The sequence below is a fragment of the Thioalkalivibrio sp. ALE22 genome (assembly GCF_000381445.1).
GTDB lineage: Bacteria > Pseudomonadota > Gammaproteobacteria > Ectothiorhodospirales > Ectothiorhodospiraceae > Thioalkalivibrio.
The window spans coordinates 1-26,313 of record NZ_KB906506.1; the positions used below are offsets into that span (position 1 = coordinate 1).

The 26,313-nt window shown below is 67.1% G+C and carries 21 protein-coding genes; 8 read left to right on the plus strand and 13 right to left on the minus strand.

Going from position 1 to position 26,313, the window contains the following annotated elements; translation table 11 throughout:
• Positions 1-230: transposase (locus tag F793_RS13385; RefSeq protein WP_026280900.1), on the plus strand; the 230-nt coding region annotated here is incomplete at its 5' end.
• A 416-nt stretch (positions 231-646) separates the two neighbouring features.
• On the opposite strand, the gene mgtE (F793_RS0108750) is transcribed toward F793_RS13385, so the two are convergent.
• Positions 647-2,005: a magnesium transporter gene (gene mgtE, locus F793_RS0108750; protein WP_018882409.1), complete on the minus strand. Its 1,359-nt coding sequence runs from the start codon at positions 2,003-2,005 to the stop codon at positions 647-649.
• Positions 2,006-2,017: 12 nt separating this feature from the next.
• Positions 2,018-3,376: a magnesium transporter gene (mgtE, locus tag F793_RS0108755; RefSeq protein ID WP_018882408.1), complete on the minus strand. Its 1,359-nt coding sequence runs from the start codon at positions 3,374-3,376 to the stop codon at positions 2,018-2,020.
• Between the two features lie 453 nt (positions 3,377-3,829).
• Here mgtE (F793_RS0108755) and F793_RS0108760 point away from each other — a divergent pair, with 453 nt between their 5' ends.
• From F793_RS0108760 to F793_RS0108770, 3 genes are all read left to right on the plus strand, one after another.
• The gene (locus tag F793_RS0108760) at positions 3,830-4,546 is read left to right on the plus strand and encodes an ABC transporter ATP-binding protein (protein WP_026280875.1); all 717 of its coding nucleotides are present in this window, start codon (positions 3,830-3,832) and stop codon (positions 4,544-4,546) included.
• Entirely contained in the window at positions 4,543-7,074 is a 2,532-nt protein-coding gene (locus F793_RS0108765) for an ABC transporter permease (protein ID WP_018882406.1), read from the plus strand. Before F793_RS0108760 ends, F793_RS0108765 begins: the two co-directional genes overlap by 4 nt.
• 131 nt (positions 7,075-7,205) lie before the next feature.
• Positions 7,206-8,348 carry a lipocalin-like domain-containing protein gene (locus F793_RS0108770; RefSeq protein WP_018882405.1) on the plus strand — a complete coding sequence of 381 codons (1,143 nt, stop codon included), beginning with the start codon at positions 7,206-7,208 and terminating at the stop codon, positions 8,346-8,348.
• 295 nt (positions 8,349-8,643) lie between these two features.
• Here the strand turns inward: F793_RS0108770 and F793_RS0108775 are convergent, their stop codons facing one another.
• A complete protein-coding gene (locus F793_RS0108775; protein ID WP_018867271.1) occupies positions 8,644-8,844 on the minus strand; it encodes a PA3496 family putative envelope integrity protein in 201 nt (66 codons plus the stop codon).
• A 214-nt stretch (positions 8,845-9,058) separates the two neighbouring features.
• Here F793_RS0108775 and msrP point away from each other — a divergent pair, with 214 nt between their 5' ends.
• Both msrP and F793_RS0108785 read left to right on the plus strand, forming a co-directional pair.
• Positions 9,059-10,036, plus strand: coding sequence for a protein-methionine-sulfoxide reductase catalytic subunit MsrP (msrP, locus tag F793_RS0108780; RefSeq protein WP_019592804.1), 978 nt, complete (start codon positions 9,059-9,061; stop codon positions 10,034-10,036).
• Positions 10,037-10,048: 12 nt separating this feature from the next.
• Positions 10,049-10,696, plus strand: a complete 648-nt coding sequence (locus F793_RS0108785; RefSeq protein ID WP_019592805.1) for a sulfite oxidase heme-binding subunit YedZ — start codon at positions 10,049-10,051, stop codon at positions 10,694-10,696.
• Positions 10,697-10,860: 164 nt separating this feature from the next.
• Here the strand turns inward: F793_RS0108785 and argF are convergent, their stop codons facing one another.
• The 3 genes from argF to F793_RS0108800 all read right to left on the minus strand — a co-directional run bounded on the left by argF (position 10,861) and on the right by F793_RS0108800 (position 13,667).
• The gene (argF, locus tag F793_RS0108790; RefSeq protein ID WP_018882403.1) at positions 10,861-11,790 is read right to left on the minus strand and encodes an ornithine carbamoyltransferase; all 930 of its coding nucleotides are present in this window, start codon (positions 11,788-11,790) and stop codon (positions 10,861-10,863) included.
• The gene (locus F793_RS0108795) at positions 11,787-12,983 is read right to left on the minus strand and encodes an acetylornithine transaminase (protein WP_018882402.1); all 1,197 of its coding nucleotides are present in this window, start codon (positions 12,981-12,983) and stop codon (positions 11,787-11,789) included. The genes argF and F793_RS0108795 overlap by 4 nt, the downstream gene beginning before the upstream one ends.
• A gap of 102 nt (positions 12,984-13,085) precedes the next feature.
• Complete coding sequence (locus tag F793_RS0108800; RefSeq protein WP_018882401.1) at positions 13,086-13,667, minus strand: superoxide dismutase; 582 nt, start codon at positions 13,665-13,667, stop codon at positions 13,086-13,088.
• Between the two features lie 172 nt (positions 13,668-13,839).
• Here F793_RS0108800 and F793_RS0108805 point away from each other — a divergent pair, with 172 nt between their 5' ends.
• Together F793_RS0108805 and F793_RS0108810 are read left to right on the plus strand one after the other, a co-directional pair.
• The gene (locus F793_RS0108805; RefSeq protein ID WP_018882400.1) at positions 13,840-15,342 is read left to right on the plus strand and encodes a DASS family sodium-coupled anion symporter; all 1,503 of its coding nucleotides are present in this window, start codon (positions 13,840-13,842) and stop codon (positions 15,340-15,342) included.
• A gap of 179 nt (positions 15,343-15,521) precedes the next feature.
• On the plus strand, positions 15,522-17,432 hold the full coding sequence (locus F793_RS0108810; protein ID WP_018882399.1) for a methyl-accepting chemotaxis protein: 1,911 nt from the start codon (positions 15,522-15,524) through the stop codon (positions 17,430-17,432).
• Positions 17,433-17,862: 430 nt separating this feature from the next.
• Here the strand turns inward: F793_RS0108810 and F793_RS0108815 are convergent, their stop codons facing one another.
• From F793_RS0108815 to F793_RS0108845, 7 genes are all read right to left on the minus strand, one after another.
• Positions 17,863-18,690, minus strand: a complete 828-nt coding sequence (locus tag F793_RS0108815) for an amidohydrolase family protein (protein WP_018882398.1) — start codon at positions 18,688-18,690, stop codon at positions 17,863-17,865.
• Positions 18,691-18,712: 22 nt separating this feature from the next.
• Positions 18,713-19,147, minus strand: coding sequence for a glutathione S-transferase N-terminal domain-containing protein (locus F793_RS0108820; protein WP_018867280.1), 435 nt, complete (start codon positions 19,145-19,147; stop codon positions 18,713-18,715).
• A gap of 441 nt (positions 19,148-19,588) precedes the next feature.
• On the minus strand, positions 19,589-20,194 hold the full coding sequence (locus F793_RS0108825) for a DsrE family protein (protein WP_018882397.1): 606 nt from the start codon (positions 20,192-20,194) through the stop codon (positions 19,589-19,591).
• Positions 20,195-20,261: 67 nt separating this feature from the next.
• A complete protein-coding gene (phoU, locus tag F793_RS0108830) occupies positions 20,262-20,984 on the minus strand; it encodes a phosphate signaling complex protein PhoU (protein WP_018867282.1) in 723 nt (240 codons plus the stop codon).
• A gap of 26 nt (positions 20,985-21,010) precedes the next feature.
• Positions 21,011-21,841, minus strand: a complete 831-nt coding sequence (pstB, locus tag F793_RS0108835; RefSeq protein WP_018867283.1) for a phosphate ABC transporter ATP-binding protein PstB — start codon at positions 21,839-21,841, stop codon at positions 21,011-21,013.
• Positions 21,842-22,261: 420 nt separating this feature from the next.
• Positions 22,262-23,929: a phosphate ABC transporter permease PstA gene (gene pstA, locus F793_RS0108840; protein WP_018882396.1), complete on the minus strand. Its 1,668-nt coding sequence runs from the start codon at positions 23,927-23,929 to the stop codon at positions 22,262-22,264.
• 27 nt (positions 23,930-23,956) lie between these two features.
• Positions 23,957-26,227, minus strand: coding sequence for an ABC transporter permease subunit (locus tag F793_RS0108845; RefSeq protein WP_018882395.1), 2,271 nt, complete (start codon positions 26,225-26,227; stop codon positions 23,957-23,959).
• Positions 26,228-26,313: the final 86 nt, after the last annotated feature.

Genomic DNA, 26,313 nt, shown 5'->3' on the forward strand with positions numbered 1-26,313 from the left:
CCCACCACAAGCACATGAAGAGCACCAACATGCTCGAGCGGCTGAACGAGGAGATCCGGCGCCGGACCCGGGTGGTCCGGATCTTCCCCAACACCCACAGCTGTCTACGTCTGGTGCGGGCCCTGGCCGTCGAAATCCACGAAGGCTGGCTGGAGGACAACCGCTACCTGAACATGGATCTGCTCAAAGAACACAAGAAGATCTTGCTCCGGCAGGCCGAGGCCGCCTGAGCCATACGGACCAACCGAACATGGCCGACTCATTTCTGCACAACTTGACGCACACAACCCGGCTCGTGGATTGGACCGCTGATGTGTGTCTCGGGGGCTGTTGCCGATTTCGTCTTTGTTCCGGGTGGTCCTCGGTGGTGGTCCGGGATGTGGTGGGTTTCGCTCATCGGTGGAGATCCCGGCTCTTCGGGTTACTGGGCGCGGGTCTACGAGAAGCGCTCCGGGATCTCAGGCCGATTGCTTCGTCGCTCTGCTCCTCGCAATGACGGGTTTCTTTTGGCAGGGGTTTCGCGGGCAAGCCCGCTCCCACAAGGGCGTTGCCAGAAGGGGGCGCCCGCGGGGAGGGTGGTGTTTCGGTGCCGGCCAGGCGTTGGCAGGGGCTTCGCCTGCAAGCAGGCTCCTACGGAGAATGCGAATCAGAGGCCGAGGATGGCGACGGCGGTGGCGAAGTAGATGGTGATGCCGACGACGTCGACGACGGAGGTGATCAGCGGGGCGCTGGCGACGGCCGGGTCGACGCCGAAGCGGGTGAGGGTGAAGGGGAGCAGCAGGCCGAACATGGAGCCGAACAGGACGACCAGGAACATGCCCAGCGCGATGGCATTGGCGACCTCGAGGCTGCCGAGCCAGTTGCCGGAGAGCCAGATGGCGCCGGCGAGGGTGGCACCCAGGGCGGAGGAGACGAGGATTTCCTTGCCGCCCAGGCGCCACCAGTCCTGGAGTTTGATGTCGTTGGTGGCCAGTGAGCGCACCACGAGCGTGGAGGCCTGGGCGCCGGCGTTGCCCCCGGTGGCGATGACCATGGGCAGGAAGAAGATCAGCGCGACCACGGTCTCGATGGCGGCCTCGAAGTGGGCGATGGCCATGCCGGAGAGGATGTTCACGGCGACCAGGATCACCAGCCAGCCGATGCGCTTGCGGTAGAGGAGCTGCATGCTGGCGTCGCGCAGAGAGAGCACGACGTCGCCGACCGCGGCCATGCGGTGGAAGTCCTCGGTGGTCTCCGCGCGCAGCACGTCCATTACGTCGTCGACGGTGATGATGCCGAGGAGGTGGCCGTCGTCGTTCACGACCGGGAGCACGTCCAGGTCGTAGTGGGAGATGCGGTGGGCGGCCTCTTCGCGGTCTTCCTCCGCCGCGATGCTGACGACATCTGTGTGCATGCGTTCGCGCACGCTGGTGGAGGGACGCGACAGCAGCAGTTCTTTCAGGCGCACCCAGCCGAGCAGTTCGCCGTTGGGTGTGATCACGAAGATGGTGTTGACGGTCTCGGCCAGATCGCTGTGTTCCCGCAGGTGATCCATGGCCTCGGCCACGGACCAGTCCGGCTGGACGGTCGCGAACTCGGGCGTCATCAGACGCCCGGCGCTCTCCTCCGGGTAGCCGAGCAGGGTCTCCAGGGCCTCCTGGTCGTCGTCTGGCAGGGTCTCCAGGAGGGATTCGGCCTGGTCGTCCTCCAGGCCGTCGATGACGGAGACGGCGTCGTCGTAGGACAGCGCGGCGACCAGGCGGCTGGCGTGCGCGTCGTCCAGCGCCTGGAACACCCGTGACTGATGGTCCGGTTCCAGGTGGGCGTAGATATCCGCCGTGCACTCGACGTCCAGGCGCTGGAAGAAGGCCTCCATCTGCTCGGCTGGCAGGGTCTCCAGCGCGTCGGAGAGGTCCGGCGCGGCGTAGGAGCCGCAGATTGCCTGCAGGACGTCCGCCTCCGGTTCGTCCAGGGCGTCGGCGATCACCTGCGGCAGGGTCTCGAGATCGGGTTCGGTGGCGCTCATGCGCGAGGTACCTTACGGAGTTGCGAGGCCGAGCAGGGCTACGGCCAGCGAGAAGTAGATCAGGATACCGCCGATGTCGGCGAGCGAGGTGACCAGCGGGACGCTGGCCGTGGCCGGATCGAGGCGGAGCTTGTTCAGGACCACCGGCAGGAGCATGCCGAGGATGCTGGCCACGGTGACGATGACGGTCATGGCCAGGGCGACCAGCAGTGCGATCTCCGGACCGCCGCGCCACAGGCCGACCAGCGAGACCGCCACGCCCATGCTGACGCCCAGGGTCACGGAGACGCCCATCTCCTTGGCCCACAGCTTGAGCCAGTCGCGGGCGGTGACCTCGCCGGTGGCCATGGCACGCACCATCAGCGTGGAGCTTTGCGCGCCTGCGTTACCACCGGAGGCGATCAGCAGCGGGAGGAAGAACACCAGCACCACCACCGCTTCGATGATCTCTTCGTACTGGGAGATCATCATGGCGCCGATGGTATTGAAGGCCACCAGGCCCAGCAGCCAGCCGATCCGCTTGCGATAGAGCAGGAACGGGCTCGCCTCCTGCGGCGATAGGGGCAGGGTGCCCACCGAGCCCAGCTTGTGGAAGTCCTCGGTGGATTCGGCCTCGATCAGGTCCATTACGTCGTCCACCGTGACCACGCCCAGCAGCTCGCCGGTCTCGCCGACGACGGGAAGGGTCTCCAGGTCGTAGTGCTGGATGCGGCGGGCGGCCTCCACCGCGTCTTCGGAGACCGCGATGGTAATCGGCTCGCCCTCGTCCAGCAGGTCGCGCACCGGGCTGTCGGCACCGGCGCGCAGGAAGTGGCGGATGGGCACGGCGGCCAGGAGGACGCGGTCCTGGTCGACCACGAAGATCACGTTGTTGGAGTGCTCGTCGGCGTTGCGGCGGATGAACGCCAGTGCGCGCTTGAGTGTCCAGTCCGGGTCCACCGCGACCACGTCCGGCGACATCACGCGGCCGACCGAGTCCTCCGGATAGTTGAGCTGCTTGAGCGCCCGGCGGATGGCGCGGAACGGCAGCAGGCGCAGGTAGCCGCGCAGCGTGTCCGGGTCCAGGGTCTGGAGCAGGGCGGTGAGGTCGTCCGCCTCCATCTCGGAGAGGATGAAGCGGGCATCCTCGCGCGGGGAGGCCTCCAGCAGGCGGATCTGATGTGCCGTGTCGAGGTAGGCGAAGACGTCCGCCTTGCGCCCGGGCGGCAGCAGGTTGAACACGGCGCAGAGGTCGTCGTCGCCCAGCTCCATCAGCGCGTGGGCGATATCCTGCACGCGCATGTAGTCGAGCAGTTCGTGGAGCCCGTCGCGGTCGTCCAGACGCAACAGCTCCTTCAGCTCGATGATGGACTGTTCGAGGTGAAGCTCCATGCCCTTCTCCCGGCGGCATCGGGGCGCTCGGAGTGGACTGTGCTCGGGCACAGACCGGCGAGGCGCCGCACGGATGCGGTGGATGGTCCAGGTTCGGGTCGGGCTGGGCCCGGCCGCTCCCGGCTCTTTGATCAAAGAGGCCTGACGGAAGCGACCGGTCGGGGAACGGGCGCTTGCCGCTAGGCGCGGATAGATCGACTTCGTGATCGACGTTTCAAGGCGTGTTCCCGCGTGTGGAGATGCTGCTTATTCTAACGGATGACGGGCCTCAATCAACCGCTTGTGCGGGGTTTTGAAACATTCATCTACTCTTCATGGTCTGCAGGGGGGCAGAGGGTGCGGGGCGTTCAATGAGGATTGTTCGCCTGCGAGCAGGCTCCTACGGGGGGCTTCCCCTGCCGGGTAGGAGCCTGCTCGCAGGCGAAGATTGCGTGTATTGCGAAGGTGGGTGCGATGGAGCAACAAGGCTCGGTAAAAGGCGTGGTGCTGTCGCTGACCGATGTGGCGTTTGCCTACCCCGGCGAGGGGGAGGTGCTGCACGGGGTGGATTTCGCGCTTCGCGCCGGGGAGCGGGTGGCGATTGTCGGTGAGAGCGGCAGCGGCAAGTCCACCCTGCTGCATCTCGCGGCCGGGCTGGAGGCGGCGGCGCGCGGCCAGGTGCACCTTACGGGGCAGGCGCTGGCGGGGCTGGACGAGGCGGCGCGCACGCGCCTGCGGCGGGGCCGCGTAGGGATCGTGTTCCAGTCGTTTCACCTGATTCCGACGCTGACCGTGCTGGAGAATGTGATGCTGCCACTGGAGCTGGCGACAGACTTGCCTGCCGGCGAACGCCGCGAGCGCGCCGCGGCGCAGCTGGAGGCGGTGGGGCTGGGCGACAAGGGCGCGCGGTATCCGGAGGCCCTGTCCGGTGGCGAGCAGCAACGCGTCGCGATCGCGCGGGCGCTGGTGCACGAACCCGCGCTGATCCTGGCGGACGAGCCCACCGGCAACCTCGACTCGCGCACCGGCGAGACGGTGTTTGCCCTGTTGCTGGAGCAGGTTCGGGCCACCGGTTGTTCGTTGCTGCTGGTGACCCACAGTCATGAACTGGCGGGTCGGCTGGACCGGGTTCTGACCATGCGCGACGGGCTCCTGCAGTCGGCCGGTTCCACGGAAGCCGCTCCCGCATGAGCCTTCTGGTCCTGCGAGCCTGGCTGCGCGACTGGCGCCGGCGGCCGCTGCAGCGGTTGCTGACGCTGGTGGGGGTGATCATTGGCGTGGCCGTGGTGCTCGCGGTGGACCTGGCGAACCAGTCGGCCCAGCGGGCGTTTGACCGCTCCATGGATGAGGTCGCAGGCGCTGCGACGCACCAGGTCCTGGGGCCGGCCAGCGGGTTCGACGAGGCCTTGTACCGCGAGCTGCGTATGGCCGGATGGCGTGATACCGCTCCGATCGTGGAGGGGCCGGCCCGTCTGCCGGACGGCAGCACGATCTATGTGCTGGGTGTCGATCCGCTGGCCGAGGGGCCGTTTCGCGGCGCGGCTTCCGATATCGGCGATGCCCCGGTGCAGCGCCTGGTGACCGAGCCGGGGACGATTCTGCCGCCGGCGGGGTGGTTCCGCGATTCGGGCCGGGCTCACGAGTCGCGTGTGACGCTGGAGGCGGCGGGGGGTGCGCGCGAGGTGACGGTCATTGATCGAGCGGCCGAGCGTGACCAGGCGGACACCGCGACCGATGAGGGTGGTGGCTCGCTATGGGTGACGGATATCGCCACGGCGCAGGGTCTGCTCGACCGGCTGGGGCGGCTGGATCGGATCGATGTACGGCTGACGGATGCCGAGGTCGATGTGCTGGCCGAGGCGCTGCCCGCCGAACTGGAGCTGGTGCCGGTGGAGAGCCGGGGGCAGGCCGCGCGCGAGCTGGCCCAGGCATTTCGCACCAACCTGACGGCGATGAGCCTGCTGGCGCTGCTGATCGCAGCATTCTTGATCTACAACACCCAGACCTTTGCCGTGCTCCGGCGCCGCGAAGTGATCGCGAGTCTGCGCCTGGTCGGTGTGGGCCGGCGGGCGATCTTCGGCGTGGTGTTGCTGGAGGCGTTGCTGGTCGGCGTGATCGGGACGCTGCTGGGCGCGCTACTGGGCATTGCGCTGGCGCAGGTGCTGGTGGCGCAGGTGGCGCAGACCGTCACGGATCACTTCTTCGCGGTGGCAGTAACCGGGGTGACGCCGCGCCCGCTGGCCCTGGGGGCGGTGTTCCTGCTGGGAGTGGGGCTCTCGCTGTTGGCGGCGCTGGCCCCTGCCTGGGAGGCAGCGCGTGCGGGCGGCACGGGGCGCGGGGGTCTGGAGCGCCGCGCCCGTCGCTGGGCGGCATGGCTGGCTGTGCTGTCCATCGCGCTGCTGCTCGCGGGGGGTGGTTTGATCGTCACCGGCGCGGTGGCGCTGGTGGGCGGCTTTGTGGCGTTGTTCCTGCTGATTGCCGGTTTTGTACTGCTGTTGCCCTGGGTGCTGGCGTGGACGCTGCGCGGGCTGGCGGCGCTGGTTCGCGGGGTGACCCTGCCGCGCATCGCGGTGCGCAGCCTGGAGCGCAGCCTGTCGCGCAGCGCGCCTGCTACCTCGGCGCTGACCCTGGCGCTGGCGGCAGCGATCGGCGTGGCGGTGATGGTCGGCAGCTTTCGCGGCAGTGTGGAGCAGTGGCTGGGCCAGGCACTGACGTCGGATCTTTACGTGGTGCCCGCGGCGCCGGCTTCGGCGCGCGGTGGTGCGCGTCTGCCCGAGGACTGGATGGCCGACCTGGTGGCGCGCTCGGGAGCCGTGTCGGTCAGTACCGGGTCCAGTCAGGAGGTCGTCAGCGAGCGCGGCCTGGTCGATCTCTATGTGGTGCGACCGCATGCCAACTGGCTGGATTATCTGCCGCTTTTGGAGAGCACGGTGGCGCGTGAAGCGCTGGGGGAGCGGCTCGCGACAGAGGATGCGGTGCTGGTGACCGAGCCGTTTGCGGCGCACCACGACGTTCGGCCGGGGGATCGGCTGTCGCTGGCGGTGCCCGGCGGCCAGCGCCCCTTCGAAGTCCTCGGGATCTACCGTGATTACGGCAACCCGAGCGGTACTGTGCTGATGACCCAGGCGGCCTTTGTCCGGGCGGGCATGCCACCCGATGGAGTGGGGTCGTTCGGGCTCCGGTTGCCGGCGGGGGTGGATGTGGAAGCGGTCGTGGAACGCCTGGAAGCCTGGCTGGCAGAGCAGGACCGCGCGGCGCTGGTGACACGACCGGGCGATATCGAGCAGGAGTCGATGGCGATCTTCGACCGGACGTTCGCCATTACCCATTTGCTGCGGGTGATCACGCTGGTGGTGGCCTTCATCGCGATCCTGGGCGCGCTCATGGCGTTGCAGATGGAACGGGCGCGGGAGTTCGCCACGCTGCGCAGCCTCGGGCTTTTGCCCGGGGGCGTGCGTGGTCTGGTCGTGCTGCAGGGCGGGGTACTCGGCACGTTTGCCGCGCTGGCGGCGATCCCGCTGGGGCTGGGCATGGGCTGGCTGCTGATCGAGGTGATCAACCGCGAGGCTTTCGGCTGGGGGATGGACCTGCGTCTGCCCTGGGACGAGGTGGTCGAGACCGTGCTGCTGGGGATCGGGGCCGCGCTGTTGGCCTCGGTGATTCCGGCCTGGCGAATGGCGCGGATGCGCCTGGTACCCGCCCTTAGAGAGGTGCCGTGATGGACTGGATGAGGCGTTGGTTGGGACATGTGGGAGCGGGCTTGCCCGCGAATGGGGTTTGGCAGGGTCCAGCGCGGGCAGGGGCTTCGCCTGCAAGCAGGCTCCCACTGGGGCTGCGCCTGCGGGTGGTTATGGTGCTGATGATGGTGGGGGTGTTGGGCGCCTGCGGGGGTGTGGATCCGCCCGAGACCGATGATCCGGGGGTGACCGGGCTGCGGGTGGGCGAGGCCCTGGGCGGGGAGGAGACGGACGGGTTCCGGCGTGCGGATGCGCCGCGGGTGTTCGAGTTTCCGCGTGATCACGGGCCGCACCCGGGGTTTCGCAACGAGTGGTGGTATGTGACCGGCAATCTCGACGGGCCGGAGGGCGAGCGGCTGGGCTTTCACATCACCTTCTTCCGCGTCGGGCTGGCGCCGGAGCTGGCGGGGGATGCGCACTGGCACGACTCGGCCTGGGCCAGCCCGGATATCTGGATGGCGCATACGGCGGTGATCGATCGCGAGGCCGGGCACCATGCCTCCGAGGAGCGTTTCGTACGCGACGGGGCGGGGCTGGCCGGGGCCACGGAGCCGGTCGGCCGGGTCTGGGCCGAGGGCTGGCAGCTGGCCGATCTGGACCGGGATCGCTGGACGCTGGACTTCAGCGTGGACGACTACCGGCTGGCGCTGGAACTGGAGCCCCTGCGCGGCCCGGTCCTCCAGGGCGAGGCGGGGCTCAGCCAGAAGGGCCCGGAGCCGGGCAATGCCTCCTACTACTACTCCATGCCCCGTATCGCGGTGCGCGGGGAGGTCGAGCGCGCGGAGCTCGGGCGCCTGGCGGTGATCGGTCAGGCCTGGATGGACCGCGAGTGGAGCACCAGTGCTCTGTCCGAGGATCAGGTGGGCTGGGACTGGTTCGCGTTGCAGTTCGACGACGGGCTGGACGTCATGTACTACCAGTTGCGCAAGGAGGACGGGGAGCCGCATCCGCTGTCCAAGGGCCGCTGGATGCCGGGGGACGCCGAAGATCGGCTTCTGGAGCCCGATCAGGTCGAACTGGAACTCCGGCGCTGGGCCACACAGCCCTCCGGCAATCGCTATCCGGTGGAGTGGGCCATGCGCATCGCGCCGCCGGACGGCTCGGCGTCACGCGAATTCACCGTGCGCGCCATCCGCGACGAACAGGAGATGGACACCGTGATCCGCTACTGGGAGGGCGCCGTGGATATCCTCGATCCGGACGGAGAGGCGATCGGGCGAGGCTTTGTGGAGCTGACGGGGTACGAGGACGATTAGGGCGTTTTCACCACAGAGGGCACAGAGGACACAGGGAAAAAGGCAGGTCAAAAGCGATTAACAGGAAGATTTGAAGGTAGGAAGGGTTGCTGTGGGGTCCCCGGGTTAACCCTGCGCGCCGGGGCTGATCGTGACCTGGATACAGCGCTTCCGGCACCCAAAAAACCTTCCGGTCTTCCAATCTTCCTGTGAATGCTTTTCGCTTTTGATCTGGCTGTTCTCCGTGTCCTCTGTGCCCTCTGTGGTGCAACAGGGCTGCCTGCAGGCGAGGGGTGGCGCGAGGCCACCCCGGGGGTCACCAGTCCATCGCCTCGTGCGGGATGTCGAGGTCGAAGTCGTCCTGAAGATGGGCGCGCAGGGCGCGTTCTTCCATCAGGCGTTCCAGGGTGCGGCGGGCGGCGTGACGCGCCGGGCCGCGGTCGTTCACGAGCTGAGTGTCGAACAGGCTGGCGATCTCGTCGGCGCCATCGGCCGCATCATCGATCGTCGGGTCCATTGTCGGGTCTCCTGACAAGCCGGCCGGGCCACCCCGGACTGCGGTATCAGAAAAGCCTTATATATCGTTTCGGCCGGCCCGCAAGCAGAAAATTCTTATTGTTCCTCGATTTCCCTTATGGAGTACGCGATCCGAACTCGAGCGGGCGCTGCTGGTCCATGGTGCACGAGTGGCGGCGTTTCCCGTCGCCGCCGAACAGTTGCGAGGGCAGGCCATGCTGATCCGCACCCGACGTCGTTCCGAGTGTTCCCGTAGCGAGATTACGCCGCCGGAGATCTACGCGCGGCGGCGCGATTTCCTGCGAACGGGGATCGGGCTGGGCGCTGGTCTGGCGCTCGGTGGGCTGGGCGCGGCGCTGCCGGCCTCCGCCGCCCTGCGGGGGTATCCGCTGGAATTCGAACCCAGCGATTTCTCGACCGACGAGTCGAAGACCTCGTACGACGAGATCACCAGTTACAACAACTTCTTCGAGATGGGCCCGGGGAAGGGGGATCCGAAGACCTACGCCGATCAGCTGAAGACCGATCCCTGGACGATCACGGTGGACGGGCTGTGCGACAACCCGGGTGAGTACGCGGTGGAGGACTTCATCAGCCCCTGGTCGCTGGAGGAGCGCATCTATCGCATGCGCTGTGTGGAAGGCTGGTCGATGGTGATCCCCTGGATCGGCTTCGAGTTGAACCGCATCATCGAGCAGGCGCAGCCGCGCGGGGGTGCGCGCTACGTGGCCTTCGAGAGTATTCACGACCCCGAAAACCTGCGGGGGCAGCGGCCCCGGCGCCGGGCCAGTTCCGGTGGTTTGCAGTGGCCCTATACCGAGGGCCTGCGCCTGGACGAGGCGATGCACCCGCTGACCATCCTCGCGGTCGGTCTGTACGACGAGGTGCTGCCCAACCAGAACGGGGCGCCGATCCGGCTGGTGGTACCGTGGAAGTACGGCTTCAAGAGCATCAAGTCCATTCAGCACATCCGCTTCGTCGAGGACCAGCCACCGACCCTGTGGAACCAGGCGCAGCCTGACGAGTACGGCTTTTACAGCAACGTGAATCCGGACGTGGATCATCCGCGCTGGTCGCAGCGCACCGAGCGCCGCATCGGCGAGTTCCGGCGCCGGCGCACGGAGATGTTCAACGGTTACGGGGACGAGGTGGCGTCGCTGTACGAGGGCATGGACCTGCGCGAGCACTTCTGACGGGATGGGGGCATGACCGCCACAACCCGTCGAGCCCGGTCCCGTCCGCCCACCGGGGTGTGGTGGGCCGTCCTGCTGGTGGCGCTTCTGCCGGCCATGTGGATCGGCTTGCGTACGCTTGGCTGGTTCGGCGGGTTGGGTGTGAACCCGATCGAGAAGCTGCTGGAGCTATCCGGCACGCACGCGATGATCGCGCTGCTGGTGGCGCTGGCGGTGACCCCGCTGCGGCGGATGACCGGGCTGGCGTGGCTCACCCGGTTGCGGCGGATGCTGGGGCTGGTCGCGTTCGGTTACGTGACCGCGCACGCCCTGATCTGGCTGGGCGTGGACCTGTTCTTCGACTGGGAACTGGTGCTCTACGACCTGACCGAGCGGCCGTTCGTGATGGTCGGCTTCGCCGCCTGGGTGATCCTGCTGGCGCTGGCGGTCACCTCCACCGATGGTGCCCAGCGCTGGCTGAAGAAGGGGTGGGTCTGGCTGCACCGCGGGGTGTACGTGGCCGGCGTGCTGGCTATCCTGCATTTCCTGTGGCTCGCGCGGGCTGACTACGCCGAGGTGGCCCTGTACGCGGCCATCCTGGCCTTCCTGCTCGGCTGGCGCGTCGTCTACCGCTGGCAGACCCGCCGGCGCATCCATGCCCGCCGCCGCGCGCCCGCCTGAAGGTTCAGGTCAAGGGCGTTTCACAGGAAGATGGGAAGACAGGAAGGTTTTGATTGTGGGGGCCGAGATTTCGCCCACCGCGCGATGCTAGCCGCCGCGCCGGGGATGCCACCTCACCAATAACCCTTCCTAACTTCCCATCTTCCTGTTAACGCTTTTCGCCCTTACGACGTGCGCTGGTCGGCGTTGAGGGTGATGAGGAATTCGAGCAGGGCCTTCTGGGCGTGGAGGCGGTTTTCGGCCTCGTCCCAGACGACGCTCTGCGGGCCTTCCAGGACCTCGGTGGAGACCTCTTCCTCTCGGTGTGCCGGCAGGCAGTGCATGAACAGCGCATCGTCGTTGGCGAGCCGCATCAGGTCGGCATCCACGAAGAACCCGGAGAAGGCCCGGCGGCGGGCGCTCTTTTCCTGCTCTTGGCCCATGCTGGCCCAGACATCGGTGACGACCAGATCCGCACCCTCGGCGGCGGCGCGGGCATCGCGGGTCAGCTCGAAGTGTTCGCGCGTGGTATCGACCACGCTGGGTTCCGGGTCGTAGCCCTCGGGGCAGGCGGCGACCAGCTGGAAGTCCAGCAGGCGCGCGGCGTACATGTAGCTGTGGCACATGTTGTTGCCGTCGCCGATCCAGGCGACGCGCTTGCCGCGGATGTCGCCGCGATGCTCGAAGTAGGTCTGCAGGTCGGCCAGCAGCTGGGCCGGGTGCTCGAGGTCGGTCAGGCCGTTGATCACCGGCACCGTGGCGTGCTTGGCGAACAGCTCGATCTTCTCGTGCTCGTAGGTGCGGATCATCACGCAGTCGACCATGCGCGAGAGCACGCGGGCGGTGTCCTCGATCGGCTCGCCGCGTCCCAGCTGGGTGTCGCGCGGGGACAGGAACAGGGCGTTGCCGCCCAGCTGCTGCATGCCCACTTCGAACGACACGCGGGTGCGGGTGGAGGACTTCTCGAAGATCATGCCGAGGGTCTTGCCGCGCAGCAGGTCGTCGTGGTGCTCGCCGGCCTTCAGTTGCTGCTTGAGCTCGATGGCGCGCTGCAGCAGGGCCCGGGTTTCGTCGCCGGAGAGATCCAGGAACGAGAGGTAGTGGCGTGGGTTCATGCGGAGACCTCGTTGGCTTGGGGCGACGCCAGGAACGCGTCCACCAGGTCGGCTACGGTTACGGCGATCTGTTCCACCTGGTCGTCGTCGATGATCAGCGGCGGCAACAGGCGAATGACCCGATCCGCGGTCACGTTCAGGATCAGCCCCCGCTCCAGCGCCGCCATGACCAGCTCGCCGGCGGGGCGGTCCAGTTCGACCCCGATCATCAGACCGCGGCCACGCACGGCGACGACGCCCGCATGGTCCGCGAGGCGGTCGCGCAGTCGGTTCAGCAGGAGCTCGCCCTGACGGGACGCCTGTTCGCACAGGGCCTCGTCCTGCATCACATCGAGTACGGCCAGCGCCGCCCGGCACACCAGCGGGTTGCCGCCAAACGTGGTGCCGTGCATGCCCGGGCTGAAGAGCTCGCGGGCGGCACCAGCCACCAGATTGGCGCCAATGGGGATGCCGTTGCCGAGACCCTTGGCCAGGCTGACCACATCCGGGGGGATGCCCTCGTGCTGGAAGGCGAACCAGTGCCCGGTACGGCCGATGCCGGCCTGGATCTCGTCCAGCATCAGCAGCCAGCCGTGCTGGTCGGCCAGCTCGCGCAGGCGGCGCAGGTAGCCGGGCGGCGGGACATGGATGCCGCCCTCGCCGGTGACCGGCTCCACCAGGATCGCGACGACGTCCGGGTCGGCCGCCAGGGCTTCGACTGCCTCGGCGTCGCCGTGGGGCACATGCACAAAGCCCGATACCAGCGGCTCGAATCCGGCCCGGACCTTCGCGTTGCCGGTGGCGGACAGGGTGGCCATGGTGCGGCCATGGAAGCTGCCTTCCATCACCACGATCTTCGGCTCGGCGATCCCGCGGGCACGGCCATGCAGGCGGGCGAGCTTGATCGCCGCCTCGTTGGCCTCGGCCCCCGAGTTGCAGAAGAAGGCGCGATCCATGCCGGACAGTGCGCACAGGCGCCGCGCCAGCTGTTCCTGCAGCGGGATGCGGTAGAGGTTGGATGTGTGCACTAGGGTGCTGGCCTGGTCGCAGACGGCCTGGGCGACCTTGGGATGGGCGTGGCCAAGGCCACACACCGCGATCCCCGACAGGGCGTCGAGATAGCGCTTGCCGTCGGTATCCCACAGCCAGGCGCCTTCGCCGCGCTCGAAGGCAACGGGCAGGCGCTTGTAGGTGTTCTGCAGGGCGTCGCTCATGGGGTTCTCCGAAACCAAAGAGCCGGCGGAGGGCCGCCGGCTCGATGAAAGGCGCGGCCGCGTCATGCGGCCAAAGGCGCCTAGTTTAGTCCGCTTGGGACTTTACTTCATCTGCTGGGCCACAAAGTCCCAGTTCACCACGGCCCAGAAGTTCTCGAGGTACTTCGGGCGGGCGTTGCGGTAGTCGATGTAGTAGGCGTGCTCCCAGACGTCGCAGGTCAGCAGCGGGGTCTTGCCGTCGCGCAGCGGGTTGGCGGCGTTGGAGGTGTTGACGATCTCCACCGAGCCATCACTGTTCTGCACCAGCCAGGTCCAGCCGGAGCCGAAGTTGCCAACGGCGGACTCGTTGAACTTCTCCTTGAAGGCGTCGAAGGAGCCGAAGGCGCTGTTGATGGCATCGGCCAGCTTGCCCGAGGGCTCGCCGCCGGCGTTCGGGGCCATGCAGTTGAAGTAGAAGGTGTGGTTCCAGACCTGGGCGCCGTTGTTGAAGATGCCGCCGGCCGGGGCCTTCTTGATGATGTCTTCCAGCGTGGCGTTTTCGAACTCGGAGCCCGGCAGCAGGCCGTTCAGCTTGGTCACGTAGGTCGCGTGGTGCTTGTCGTGATGGTATTCCAGCGTCTCGGCGGAGAGGTGCGGCTCCAGCGCGTTCTTGGCGTAGGGCAGATCGGGCAGTTCGTAGGCCATGAAAGACTCCTTGGACAGTGTCGTGAGAAACTGCTGTGGCAGCGTCCCGAAACGGGCACGCCGCATAACGCGACAACGATAGTCACGTTGCCCGGACGATGCAATTTCCGATGGTACGGGTTGGTTTTGGCCCGGGCCCTATACCCTGATGCTTGACCGACGAAAGAGGCCCATGGCAGCGACCGAGGACACGGCAGGGCAACGCGACACCCAACCGGAAAAGACCCCTCCGGTGAACTGGCGCGGGCGCATCGGTCTGTTGCTGGGGCCGGCGATCTTCGTCATCTTCCTGCTGGTGCCGGCCCCGGCGGGGTTCGATCCGGCGGCCTGGCGGGTGCTGGGTCTGACGCTGTTCATGGCGACCTGGTGGATCAGCGAGGCCCTGCCGCTGCCGGTGACGGCGCTCCTGCCGATCGCGGTCCTGCCGGTGCTCGACATCGTGCCCATGGACGAGGCCACCGCGCCGTACGCGAATCCGATCATTTTCCTGTTCATGGGCGGCTTCGCCATTGCCCTGGCCGTGCAGCGCTGGGATCTCCACCGGCGCATGGCGCTGGCGATCGTGGCGCGCGCCGGCAATCGCCTGCATGTGCTGGTGGGGGCCTTCATGCTGGCCACGGCGGGGTTGTCCATGTGGGTCAGCAATACCGCGACGGCGGCCCTGATGCTGCCGATCGCGCTCTCGGTGCTGGGGCTGATCGAGCGTGGCGCGTCGCCACAGGGGCCGGACATGGAGTCGCGCCGCCCGGCCCTGGCGCTCCTGCTGGGCATCGCGTTCGCCGCGAACATCGGGGGCATGGCGACCATCATCGGTTCGCCGCCAAATGCCCTGACGGCCGCATACCTTGGCGATCGCCACGAGATGGAGATCGGATTCCTGGAATGGATGACCCTGGGGCTGCCGCTGGCGGCGGTGCTGCTGGCCCTTGCGTGGTGGTCGCTGACCCGCTGGGTGTTTCCGGTGCACCGGGTGGAGCTGAACGGTCTGCGCGCGCTGCTGGATGAACAGCGCGCGACCGTGGGCCCCTGGTCAGTCGCGGAAAAGCGGGTGGCCGGGGTGTTTCTGCTGGTTGCGCTGGCCTGGCTGACACGGCCGCTGCTCGAGGGCTGGCTGCCGATCTCGCTGACCGATGCCGGCATCGCGATCCTCGGTGCCGGGTTGCTGTTTCTGGTGCCGTCGGGCTCGCGCGAACAGCGCCGGCTGCTGAGCTGGGACAATACGCGCGAGCTCCCCTGGGGCGTGCTGTTGCTGGTAGGCGGAGGCTTGAGCCTGGGCGCGGCGATCGAGTCCAGCGGGCTGGCGGAGCTGGCGGCGGATGCCCTGGTGATCGCCCAGGCCTGGCCGCTGATCCTGATCATGGCCGGGGTGGCGCTCCTGACCATGACCCTGAGTCATGTGACGAGCAATACCGCCACAGCGGCCACGCTGTTGCCGTTGGTGACCGCGTTCGCGCTGAGCATGGACGTGCCCGTACTGCTGCTGGCCCTGCCGGTGGCGTTTGCCGCGTCGGTGGCCTTCATGCTGCCGGTGGCGACGCCACCCAACGCCATCGTGTTCGCCAGCAACCGGCTGCGGGTGCTGGACATGGTGCGTGGCGGGGCATTGCTCTCGGTGCTGGCGCTGGTGCTGATCAGCCTGGTGGTCTACGTGTTTGCCGAGATTCTGTTGTTGTAGCCCGTCTGAGCGCGGAGGCCGGAAGCGGCCTACCGAGGGAATCTTGTCCCCTGAGAACCTGTGGGGAAGAAAGCACTTTGGTATTCAAGTTTTAGGATTCGCCGCCGCTAGGAAGGACGACTGACCTGAATCTTGATTCTGAAGCCGGCCGCAACCGGTGCAGGAAAGGACGCGCAGACATGTTTGAGAATATCCGGATTGGTGTACGGCTCATGGTGGGCATCATCGGCGTGGTCGTACTCGCCGTGGTGCTGACGCTGGTGGTGGTGATGAACGCCCTGGGCACGATGGCGGATCGCGCCGAACAGCGCGAGCTGAACGACCTGGCCGGACAGTTGCTGGATCGGCTGGACCAGGAGGCGGCGCGAGCCACGGCGATGGCCGAGACGGTCGCCCGCATCCCGGATATCCAGGAGGCAATGGCCACGGGCGATCGCGAGCGGCTGGCCGCGATGACCGTGCCGACCTTCGAGTCGCTGAGTACGGACTACGGGGTGCGCCAGTACCAGTTCCATACGCCGCCGGCGACGTCCTTCCTGCGCGTGCATCGTCCGGACCGCTTCGATGACGACCTGTCCGGCTTCCGCCAGACCGTGGTCGATACCAACAATAACCAGGCGCCGATCTCCGGTCTGGAAGAGGGTGTGGCGGGCCTCGGGATTCGAGGTGTCGTGCCGATCGCCCATAACGGTGAGCACGTGGGCTCGGTGGAGTTTGGCCTGTCCTTCGGTGATCCCTTCTTCGAGCAGTTTACCGAGGAGATGGGGGCGCCGGTCGCACTGTACCTGCGGGACGACGGACGCTTCAGTCGCTTTGGCGGCACCATCGACGGTGATGCCACCTTCAGCGCCGAGGAGATGCGGCGGGTCCTGGAGGGCGAACGCCTGGTGCGTAACGTGACGTACCAGGGCGAGCCGACGGCGGTGATCGCCCGTCCGGTACGGGACTTCTCCGGGGACGCGGTGGGCGTCCTCGAGCTGATGGTCGATCGCAGCGCATACGTCGACATGACCCGCAATGCCACGGGTACCGTGGTGATGGTCGGCGCGATTGCGGTGATCCTGGGCGCGCTGCTGGCCTGGTTCCTGACGCGCAGCATCGTGCGGCCGTTGTGCCAGACCGTGGACCGTCTGAACGATATCGCCAGTGGCGAAGGGGACCTGACGCGTCAGCTGGAAGTATCCGGCAAGAACGAGCTGGGGGATCTGTCCATCGCCTTCAACAACTTCGTGGAGAAGATCCGGGTGCTGATCCAGCAGGTGGCGGCCGGTTCCGACCAGGTGGCGGCCGCGGCCAACGAGCTGTCCGCGACCAGCGAGGAGACCAACGAGCAGGTCCGCCGCCAGAAGGCGGAGACGGACCAGGTCGCCACCGCAATGAACGAGATGACGGCCACCGTGCAGGAAGTGGCCCGGAATGCCGCGGACGCCGCCGCCGCCGCGCAGACCACCGACCAGGACGCGAACGCCGGCCAGCAGGTGGTGCAGAAGACGGTCACCGCGATCAATGGTCTGTCCACTCAGGTGGACAGTGCCGCCGAGGTGGTCAGCCGTCTGTCGCAGGACGCCGAGGAGATCAACAAGGTCCTCGAGGTGATCGGCGACATTGCCGATCAGACCAACCTGCTGGCGCTGAACGCGGCGATCGAGGCCGCCCGCGCCGGCGAGCAGGGCCGCGGCTTCGCGGTGGTGGCGGACGAGGTGCGCACGCTGGCCAGCCGCACCCAGGACTCGACCCACGAGATCCAGCAGATGATCGAGCGGGTCCAGACCGGCACGCGCGAGGCGGTGCAGGCGATGGAAGACGGTCGTGCCAAGGCCCACGAGAGCGTGGAGCAGGTGAACCTGGCCGGCGAGTCGCTGGTCGCGATCACGCAATCCGTCACCCGCATCAGCGACATGAACACGCAGATCGCCAGCGCCGCCGAGGAACAGTCCACGGTGGCCGAGGAGATCAACCGCAACGTGGCCAACATCACCGAGGTGCTGGATCAGACCGCGTCGGGTTCGGAGCAGATCCGCAATGCGTCCGAGGAGCTGTCCAAGCTGGCCTCCGAGCAGCAGCAGCGCGTGGGTCAGTTCAAGGTCTGATCACGATCAGGTGCCGGGAGCCGAGCCCGCCATCCTTGTGGGGTGGCGGGCTTTTTCATGCGTTTGTGGTTGAACGGCTTGATTCACCACGAAGTGCACGAAGGCACGAAGAAGGGCTGGTTCGATGGCGAAAACCGGTCTACAGGAAGCGGGGAAGATTGGAAGCGAGATTGATGGGGTAATGGATCGGGCACGGTCTGACGGGGAGGGTTGGTTGGAGGGCTGGTGCTCGAGCGGACGCGGGCGGGGGCTTCGCGGGCGAGCCCGCTCCCACAGGGGGCTCGGCCGGCGGGCTGGACGGGTCACGGCGTCGGCCAGGCCCCGGGCGGTTTTAGCCGATTCATCCTTCGAATCTTTCGGCCTTCCTGTGAATCGCCCTTGACCTGGCCCTTCTTCGTGCCTTCGTGCGCTTCGTGGTGAATCCAGGCCCTTACTGGGCGGGAAAGAGCCTTTCGCCGTTCTCCCATGCGATCGCGCGGGCGACGTCCTCGGGGAGTTGTTTCAGCCAGGCGCGGGTCTCGTCCTTCAGGCGCGTGTACTGTTCCCAGCGGGTGCGCGTGAAGGTGTCCACGCCGATCATGAAGCGGTCGGGGTGGGCCAGGAAGAGCTCGAACCAGGCGTCGTCGATCTGGCCGCCGGGATTGATGCGCGGGTTGCGCATGGACAGGTCCATGTTCATGCGCGGGTGGCGTTCGAGGTAGTCCTGCACCAGCGGCGGGTACGCGTAGCTGCCGGCATGGGCCCAGAGGATGCGGACCTCGGGATGGGTCGCGTAGGCGTGGTCGATTACGGCGGGGTCGCCGTGGATCATGACGGTGAGGTCGCGCGCCACGGCCAGGTCCAGCAGCTGCTCGAAACCGGGGGCGAAGCGGTCATCCGCCAGGATATGGAACTCGCCCAGGCCGCGCCATTTCACGTCGGATTCATCGAGCATGCGGGCGACGCGGTCGCCGAGATCCTCGACATGCATCCAGTCCATCTTCTTGCCCAGCCGCTGCGAAACCTCCAGGAACGGCACGATGCGCGTATCGGACCCGGCCTTGAGGCGGCGGATCAGATCGTCTTCGGGGGCCATGACGATGGCGCTGCGCACCTCGTTGGCGGCCAGGGTACGCGCGACGTCGCTAATGCCGAAGTGTGCGGCCTCGGCCGGCCGGTAGTGCAGGTGGGCGTCAAAGATCGGCGAAGCGGCGCTGGCCGCCGCGAATGGCAGGGTCAGCAGGAGCGCGAGCAGGGAACGACGGATGGAGTGATACATGGTCTTCGGCTGTCGCTCCGGGTCAGGAACGCGGCGGGGCGTCGGTGGCGGCGGCCGGCGCGGCCTGTTGCGGATCGAAGCGCTCGCGCAGGTAACGGATGATCGCGTCGGATTCGTACAGCCAGCGCACCGAGTGGTCGTCTTCCTCGATGCGCAGGCAGGGTACCTGAAGGCGCCCGCCCTCGTTCTGCAGCTCCTCGCGCCAGGGCCCGGCGGCCTGGGCGTTGCGCAGTTCGATGTCCAGCGAAAGCCGCTGCATGGCGCGTCGGGCCTTGATGCAGAACGGGCAGGCCGGGAAGTGATAGAGGGCCAGATGGCGGGTTTGCTCGTCGACCCGGGCCTGTTCGGCCGGGTCGCGCTCGATGCCGCGCGGGCGCGAGACGCGCTCCCCGATCAGCATGAACGGGGTCAGGATCAGGCGCACGCCACGGAAGAAGGTTCGGATCAGGAATCGCATGCGGGAAGCATGCCACAGGAGACCGACGGCGTTACAGCATCCCGACGGCCGGAGTGTTAGTCATGCTGCTTCAAGGGCGGTTTAAGGGCGGATTCACCACGAAGCGCACGAAGGCACGAAGAAGGGGCGGGTCAAGGGCGGAGAATCGATTTACAGGAAGAGGGGAAGATTGGAAGAGATATGGATCGGGTAATGGGTCTGGCAGGGCCCGGCGGGGAGGGGTGTTTTGAAGGCCGGTGGCTGAGTGGGCGCGGGCGGGGGCTTCGCGGGCAAGCCCGCTCCCACAGGGGGTTGCCCGGTGCGTTTGCCGGGTTCCGGCCGGTTCTGGCCGATCCATCCTTCGCATCTTCCAGCCTTCCTGTGAACTGCCTTTGACTTTGACCTGGCCCTTCTTCGTGCCTTCGTGCCCTTCGTGGTGAAAAAGGTCTTGCAAGCGGCAGGTCAGGGATTGCCGAAGTCGAACTGCCAGGGGTCCTGTTCGGGGGCGTCGAGCAGGGAGGGGCGCAGGCGGATGATCTCGAAGCCGAGTGCGCGGTAGTCGTCGAGGCGATCCGGGGCCAGATCGGCGACCTCCACGAAGTCGGCGAAGGCGTCGGCCTCGATGCCGCGCCAGTCTGCGAAGGTGCCACAGACGGCGACGCTTACGTCTTCGTCGCGCACCAGTGCCTCGACCTCGGCGTGCAGGCCGGGGTGCTGGCCGGCCTCGCCGCGGGTGAGGGTGAACTGCTCCGCGCCGTGGGCGACGATGGCCACCGGGAAATCCGGGTCGTCTTCGCGCAGCCGGGCGATGTTCGCGCGGATCTCGGGAAGCAGCGCGGCGAGTGCCGCGCGGTCATTCTCGATGATCTCGAAGACCACGCCGGCGGGGCGTTCGTCGCGCTCCAGCATCTCGAGTACGGCGGCCGAGGGTTCTCCCGCGGGCGCCTCTTCGGGTGCGCCGAGCGGGTTCGCGGCCAGCGCCGGCATCGCGCTCAGGATGCACAGGCACAGGGCGACGAGCCCCCCGGAGCGGGACGCGAACGACTTGAGGAGGCTGTAGCTGCGCATGCCCCCATTGAAGCGGGCACCGGACCGGGACGCAAACGACCGTGTCCCGGGTGCGACGGGACCTGCCTCAGTGGCGGTCGCCGGTGGCCTCTTCGGCCATCTGGTCGTAGCTGGTGTGGCGCACGTCCTTGCCCTTGACGAAGTAGACGACGTATTCGCAGATGTTGCGGGCGCGGTCGCCGATGCGTTCCAGCGAACGGGTGGCCCAGATGATGTCCATCAGGCGCGGGACCGAATCGGGCGAGGCGGTCATCTGTTTCATCAGCTTCTGGGTGATGATCTCGTACAGGCTGTCGATCTGGATGTCCTGCTGCGCCACACGCACGGCCTGTTCAACATCCATACGGGCAAAGGCATCGAGAGCGCCGCGCGTCATCTCGCGGGCGTGTTCGCCCATGCTGGCGATGTCCGCCATCGGGGCGCTGTTGCGGTCCGCGTCCAGCAGGTGCAGGCCCATGCGGCCGACGCGCTCGGCCTCGTCGCCCATGCGTTCCAGGTCGGTGATGGTCTTGATCACCGCGATCACCAGGCGCAGGTCGGAGGCAGTGGGCTGGCGCCGCGCGAGGATGTGGGTGCATTCCTCGTCGATCTCGACCTCCTTGGCGTTGATCTGGTAGTCCGAGGTCATCACCTTTTCGGCGAGTTCGACATCCCCCTCGACCATCGCGTGGACAGCATCGGCGAGCTGCTGTTCGACCAGGCCGCCCATGGCCATCACCTGCTTGATGATGTCCTCCAGCTCGGCGTTGAACTGCTGCGAGATGTGCTGTTTGAAGAAGCTCTTGTCCATTGTGGTATCCCCTTGCGGTCGCGACGTCAGCCGAAGCGGCCGGTGATGTAGTCCTCGGTCTGCTTTTTCGCGGGCGAGGTGAACAGGGTGTCGGTGTCAGCGTATTCGATCAGCTCGCCCATATACATGAAGGCGGTGTAGTCGGATACGCGCGCGGCCTGCTGCATGTTGTGGGTGACGATGACCAGCGTGTAGTCCTTCTTCAGCTCGATCATCAGCTCCTCGATCTTCAGCGTGGCCAGCGGGTCCAGCGCGGAGCAGGGCTCGTCCAGCAGCAGAACCTCGGGGTCGATCGCGATGGCGCGGGCGATCACCAGGCGCTGCTGCTGGCCGCCGGACAGGCCGAAGGCGTTCTCGTGCAGGCGATCCTTGACCTCGTCCCACAGCGCCGCGCGCTTGAGCGATTTCTCGACAACCTCGTCCAGCCGGCGCCGGTTCTTGACCCCCTGCAGGCGCAGGCCGTAGGCCACGTTCTCGTAGATCGACTTGGGGAACGGGTTCGGCTTCTGGAACACCATGCCGACGCGTCGGCGCAGCTCGGGGATGTCCACGGTCTTGTCGTAGATGTCCGCGCCGTCGAGCCGGATGGTGCCCTCGATGCGGGCTGCGTCGATCAGGTCGTTCATGCGGTTGAAGCAGCGCAGGAACGTGGACTTGCCGCAGCCGGACGGTCCGATGAACGCGGTGATGCGGTTTTTCGGGATGCGGATGTCGATCCCCTTGAGTGCCTGGTCCTCGCCGTAATAGAGCTTGAGGTCCTCCGCGGTCAGGCAGATGTCCTCGCGGTCGAGGTTCAGGCCGCGCGGGGCCTGGTTGTTCTGGGCCACGTTGACGGCGTGGGTCTGGGTGTCACTCATTTCGGGTACTCCATGGGGAATAGGGTTCGACACATCGCGTCGGCACGAAGCGTGCGGCGGCGGTCCGGAAAAGCACCGTCATCGCGAGCGCCGCAGGCGCGTGGCGATCGGCGTGGTCGGCGCCGACGCGGCCCGGGGCAGGCATCGGGGTTGCGTCGGGAGATAACTCGCTGCGCTCGCCCTTCGGGCCGGCCTGCGGCCGTTCAACGCGCTTCGCGCTTTTGTGCCACGGGTCCTGCGGACCCTCGCAATGACGGGAGAAGCCAGGCGTCATGGGGAGGCGCGCAGGGCCGTGGCGATCTCTGTGACGGACGCCGCAGGCGACTGGAGCGAACGTCGGGGTTGCGTCGCGAGGTTGCCGCGGCCCCTGCGGGGCCTCGCAATGACCGTGCCTGAGAGAGACGTTGTGCATGGCGCGTCTCAGTCGCTGTCGGCGCGGTACTTTTCGCGCAGGTGGTTGCGGATGGAGATCGCCGTGAGGTTGAGCACGATGATAAGCAGCACCAGGACCAGCGCGGTCGCGTAGACCAGCGGCCGGCCGGCCTCGACATTCGGACTTTTGAAGCCGACGTCGTAGATGTGGTAGCCGAGGTGCATGAAGGCGCGGTCCAGGTGGAGATACGGGAAGTTGCCGTCCACCGGGAGGTTGGGCGCCAGCTTGACCACGCCAACCAGCATCAGGGGGGCCACCTCGCCGGCGGCACGCGCCACCGCCAGGATCAGGCCGGTCATCATGGCGGGGGCGGACAGCGGCACGATCAGCCGCCACAGGGTCTCGGCCTTGGTGGCCCCGAGGGCCAGCGAGCCATGGCGGATGCTGCTGCCGATGCGGGTCAGGCCTTCCTCGGTGGACACGATCACCACGGGCAAGGTCAGCAGGGCGAGGGTCAGCGAGGCCCAGATGATCGCCGGCGAGCCGAAGGTCGGCGAGGGCAGGGCGTCCTGGAAGAAGACCTGGTCGATGTTGCCGCCGATCAGGTAGACGAAGAAGCCCAGGCCAAACACGCCGAACACGATGGAGGGGACCCCGGCGAGGTTGTTCACCGAGATGCGGATGGTGCGCACCAGCGGCCCCTGCTTGGCGTATTCGCGCAGGTAGATGGCGGCCAGCACGCCGAACGGGGTCACCACGATGGACATCAGTAGCACCATCAGCACGGTGCCGAAGATCGCCGGCAGGATGCCGCCCTCGGTGTTCGCCTCGCGCGGGAAGCCGGTCATGAAGTCCCAGAAGTTGACCACGTAGTGGCCGAGCTTCTGCACGGTGCCCATATCGTTCGGCCACCAGGCGTTCACGATCTGGGACAGGCTGATGCTGGAACGCTGGCCATCGGCGGTCTGCAGGGTGAGCGCGTAGCGGGCGACCTCCTGGCGCAGGCGGTTGCGCTCGGCCTCAAGTTCGCTGTACTCCGCATCCAGTGCCTCGCGCTCGGCCTTGAGTGCCTCATGGCGTTCGGAACGTTCCGCGTCGGAAAGCGCGGTGTCGCGCTCCAGGCCGCGTTCGGCCAGGCGGACCTGTTCCAGCGCGTGGTTGATACGGCCGATCTCGATGCGCTCGATGCGCTCGATCTGCTGCACCAGGGAGCGGGTTTCCGGGATGCGCGCCTCGAAGGCCTCGCGGGCCGCGCTACCCTCGGCCACCACCTCGTCGTCCACCCGGAACTCGCGGATGTAGCCGTAGAAGTTGCCCCATTGCAGGCGTTCCAGGGCCACGGCATCGCGCGGGCGTTCCCATCCGGACATGAAGTCCTCGACGTACCAGCGGAAGTCGCGCGAATCGAGGTCGCGGTTGCCGCGCTTGATCAGGTGGCGGACCACGATCTCCTGGCCTTCCGGGACATCGAAGCCGGTCTCGCGCATGGCCTGGGCGGTCATGGTCTCGGAGCGTGAAAGCTCGCCCATCACCCGGACGGGCTCGCTCTGCTCGGTGGTCTGGTACTCGAATTCGATGATGTCCGAGGGCCAGAAGAACGACAGGCCGTTGACCGCGATCATCATGATCAGCCCGAAGACCATCGTCAGCGACACCGCCACGGCGCCCGCGTTGAGCCAGATCCAGGGGGTGCCCGTTTTGAACCATTTATTCATCGGATCGGAGCCTGTCGTCGGTGCGGTTTAGAGGGAGCTGTACTTGTTGCGCAGGCGCTGGCGCACGATCTCGGCGACCGTGTTCACGAAGAAGGTCAGCGCGAACAGCACCAGGGCGGCGAGGAACAGGATGCGGTAATGCGTGCCGCCCACCGCGGTCTCGGGCATCTCTACCGCGATGTTGGCGGAGAGCGTGCGCATGCCCTCGAAGATGTTGAAGTTCACGACCGGCGAGTTGCCGGTGGCCATCAGCACGATCATGGTCTCGCCCACGGCGCGGCCGAAGCCGATCATCACCGCCGAGAAGATCCCCGGGCTGGCGGTCAGCAGCACCACGCGTACCACCGTCTGCCACGGGGTCGCCCCCAGCGCCAGCGAGCCCTGGGTCAGGTGCTTGGGCACGTTGAAGACCGCGTCCTCGGAGATCGAGTAGATGGTCGGGATCACTGCGAAGCCCATGGCGATACCGATGACCAGGGCGTTGCGCTGGTCGTAGGTGTAGCCAGCATCGGTCAGCCACTGGCGGGCGTCGCCGTTGAACAGCCAGACCTCGATCAGGGGGCTCATCGACGCGGAGAACCAGCCCACCAGGATCACCACCGGGATCAGCACGGCGGCCTCCCAGCCGGCCGGGATCACGCGGCGCACGCCCTCCGGCAGCAGCTGCGTCCAGACGAAGGCGACCACCAGCATCATCAGGGGCATCAGGATCAGGATGCTGGCGACCGCCGGCAGGTTGGATTCGATGTACGGGGCCAGCCAGAGCCCGGCGAGGAAGCCGAGGATGACGGTCGGCAGGGCCTCCATCAGCTCGATGCTGGGCTTGGTCAGGCTGCGCATGCGGCTGGACATGAAGTAGGCGCTGTAGATCGCCCCCATGATCGCCAGCGGGGTGGCGAACAGCATCGCGTAGAAGGCGGCCTTGACCGTGCCCAGGGTCAGCGGCACCAGCGAGAACTTCGGTTCGAACTCGTCGGTTGCGGAGGACGACTGCCAGACGTAGTCACCGCTGGAGCGGCCCTCGTACCAGACCTTCTGCCACAGCACGTGGAGCGAGACCTCCGGGTGCGGGTTCGACAGGCGGTGCAGGGTCCAGGTCTCGTCGGTGTCGATCGCGACCAGGAGCCGGTTGCGCGGGTCCATGTAGACCCGATGCAGGGGCGTGGTGCCGACCTGATGCTGGACCAGCGTGCGCTGCGAGGTGGGGTAGTGGATGGCCAGGGCGCCACTGGCGTCCGCGGTGGCGAAGCCCTTGCGGATATATTCCGGCTGGGTGTTGGTCACGGCAGCCGCGTGACGGGGAAACTCGCGTACCCGGGTAATCCGGTTCACGTTGTCGTCGTCGCGCACCAGCATGTACTGCGTCACGGAGCCGTCCGACCCGCCAACCATCACCGAGACCGTACCCAGCAGATACTCCAGCGAGGTGACCTCGGCGTCCTCGCCCTCGACCACGCGACGGGTATCGATACGCTGGGCATTGCGGGGGTTGGAGATGTCGTAGTAGTGGAGTCGGCCCTGATTGTCACCCACCAGCATGTTGCGCCCGGTGATGTCCAGCAGGATGCGCGACGGGGTGGCGCCATCCGGCAGGGACGGCAGGTCGTGGGCGGAGCGGCGAACTTCGACCTCGCCGGTCATCATCGAGGTGCGTTCCTCGAAGTTCACCAGACGCAGGCGGCCATCGGCTGTGGCCGCGGCGACGCGGACGCCGCTGGAGCCGCGCTGGATGCCGACGACGTCGATGGCCTGGCCGTCGCCATCGACATCGAGAAGGGAGGAGCTTTCGTCCCCCAGGGGATAGACCAGGCCGGGATCATAGGCGCGGCCTTCGGGTGTGAAGCGTTCGTTGTACTCGTACTCGATGGCGAGGACCTGACCATTGTCCAGTCCGATCGCGACCAGTCGGGTGCGCGGTTCGGCGGCCGTGAAGCTGGTGACCCGGGCATCGTCGGGGATCGGCAGTGACTGTTCCTGCACGATCTCGCCGCTTTCCGGGCGGAAGAAGATGGCCCGCCGGTCCTCGGTCAGGCGCACGGCCATTTCCCGGTGGCGGTTGACGGCCAGGTGGACGGTCCCCGTGTCGGCGCCGCCGGGGGCGCTGTACTGGGTCTGTTCCTCGAGCTCCGCGCCCAGGAACATGGGCAGCGTCTCGCTCAGCAGGTAGACGAACATCAGAGTTAGCGCACCGACCACCGCGACGCCGAAAAAGCCGATCAGGTAGCGCGCCGAGGTGTCCTTGGCGCGGCGCCAGCGCTGGAAGCGGCCAAGGGTGGAGATCGCATGAGGTCCGGACATTCGGGATTCCCCTGAGGGTCGGCAGGCGGAAGGCTTGAGATGGCGTGCATGCTACGGGCGCTTCGTGACAGAACGGTGACAGATAC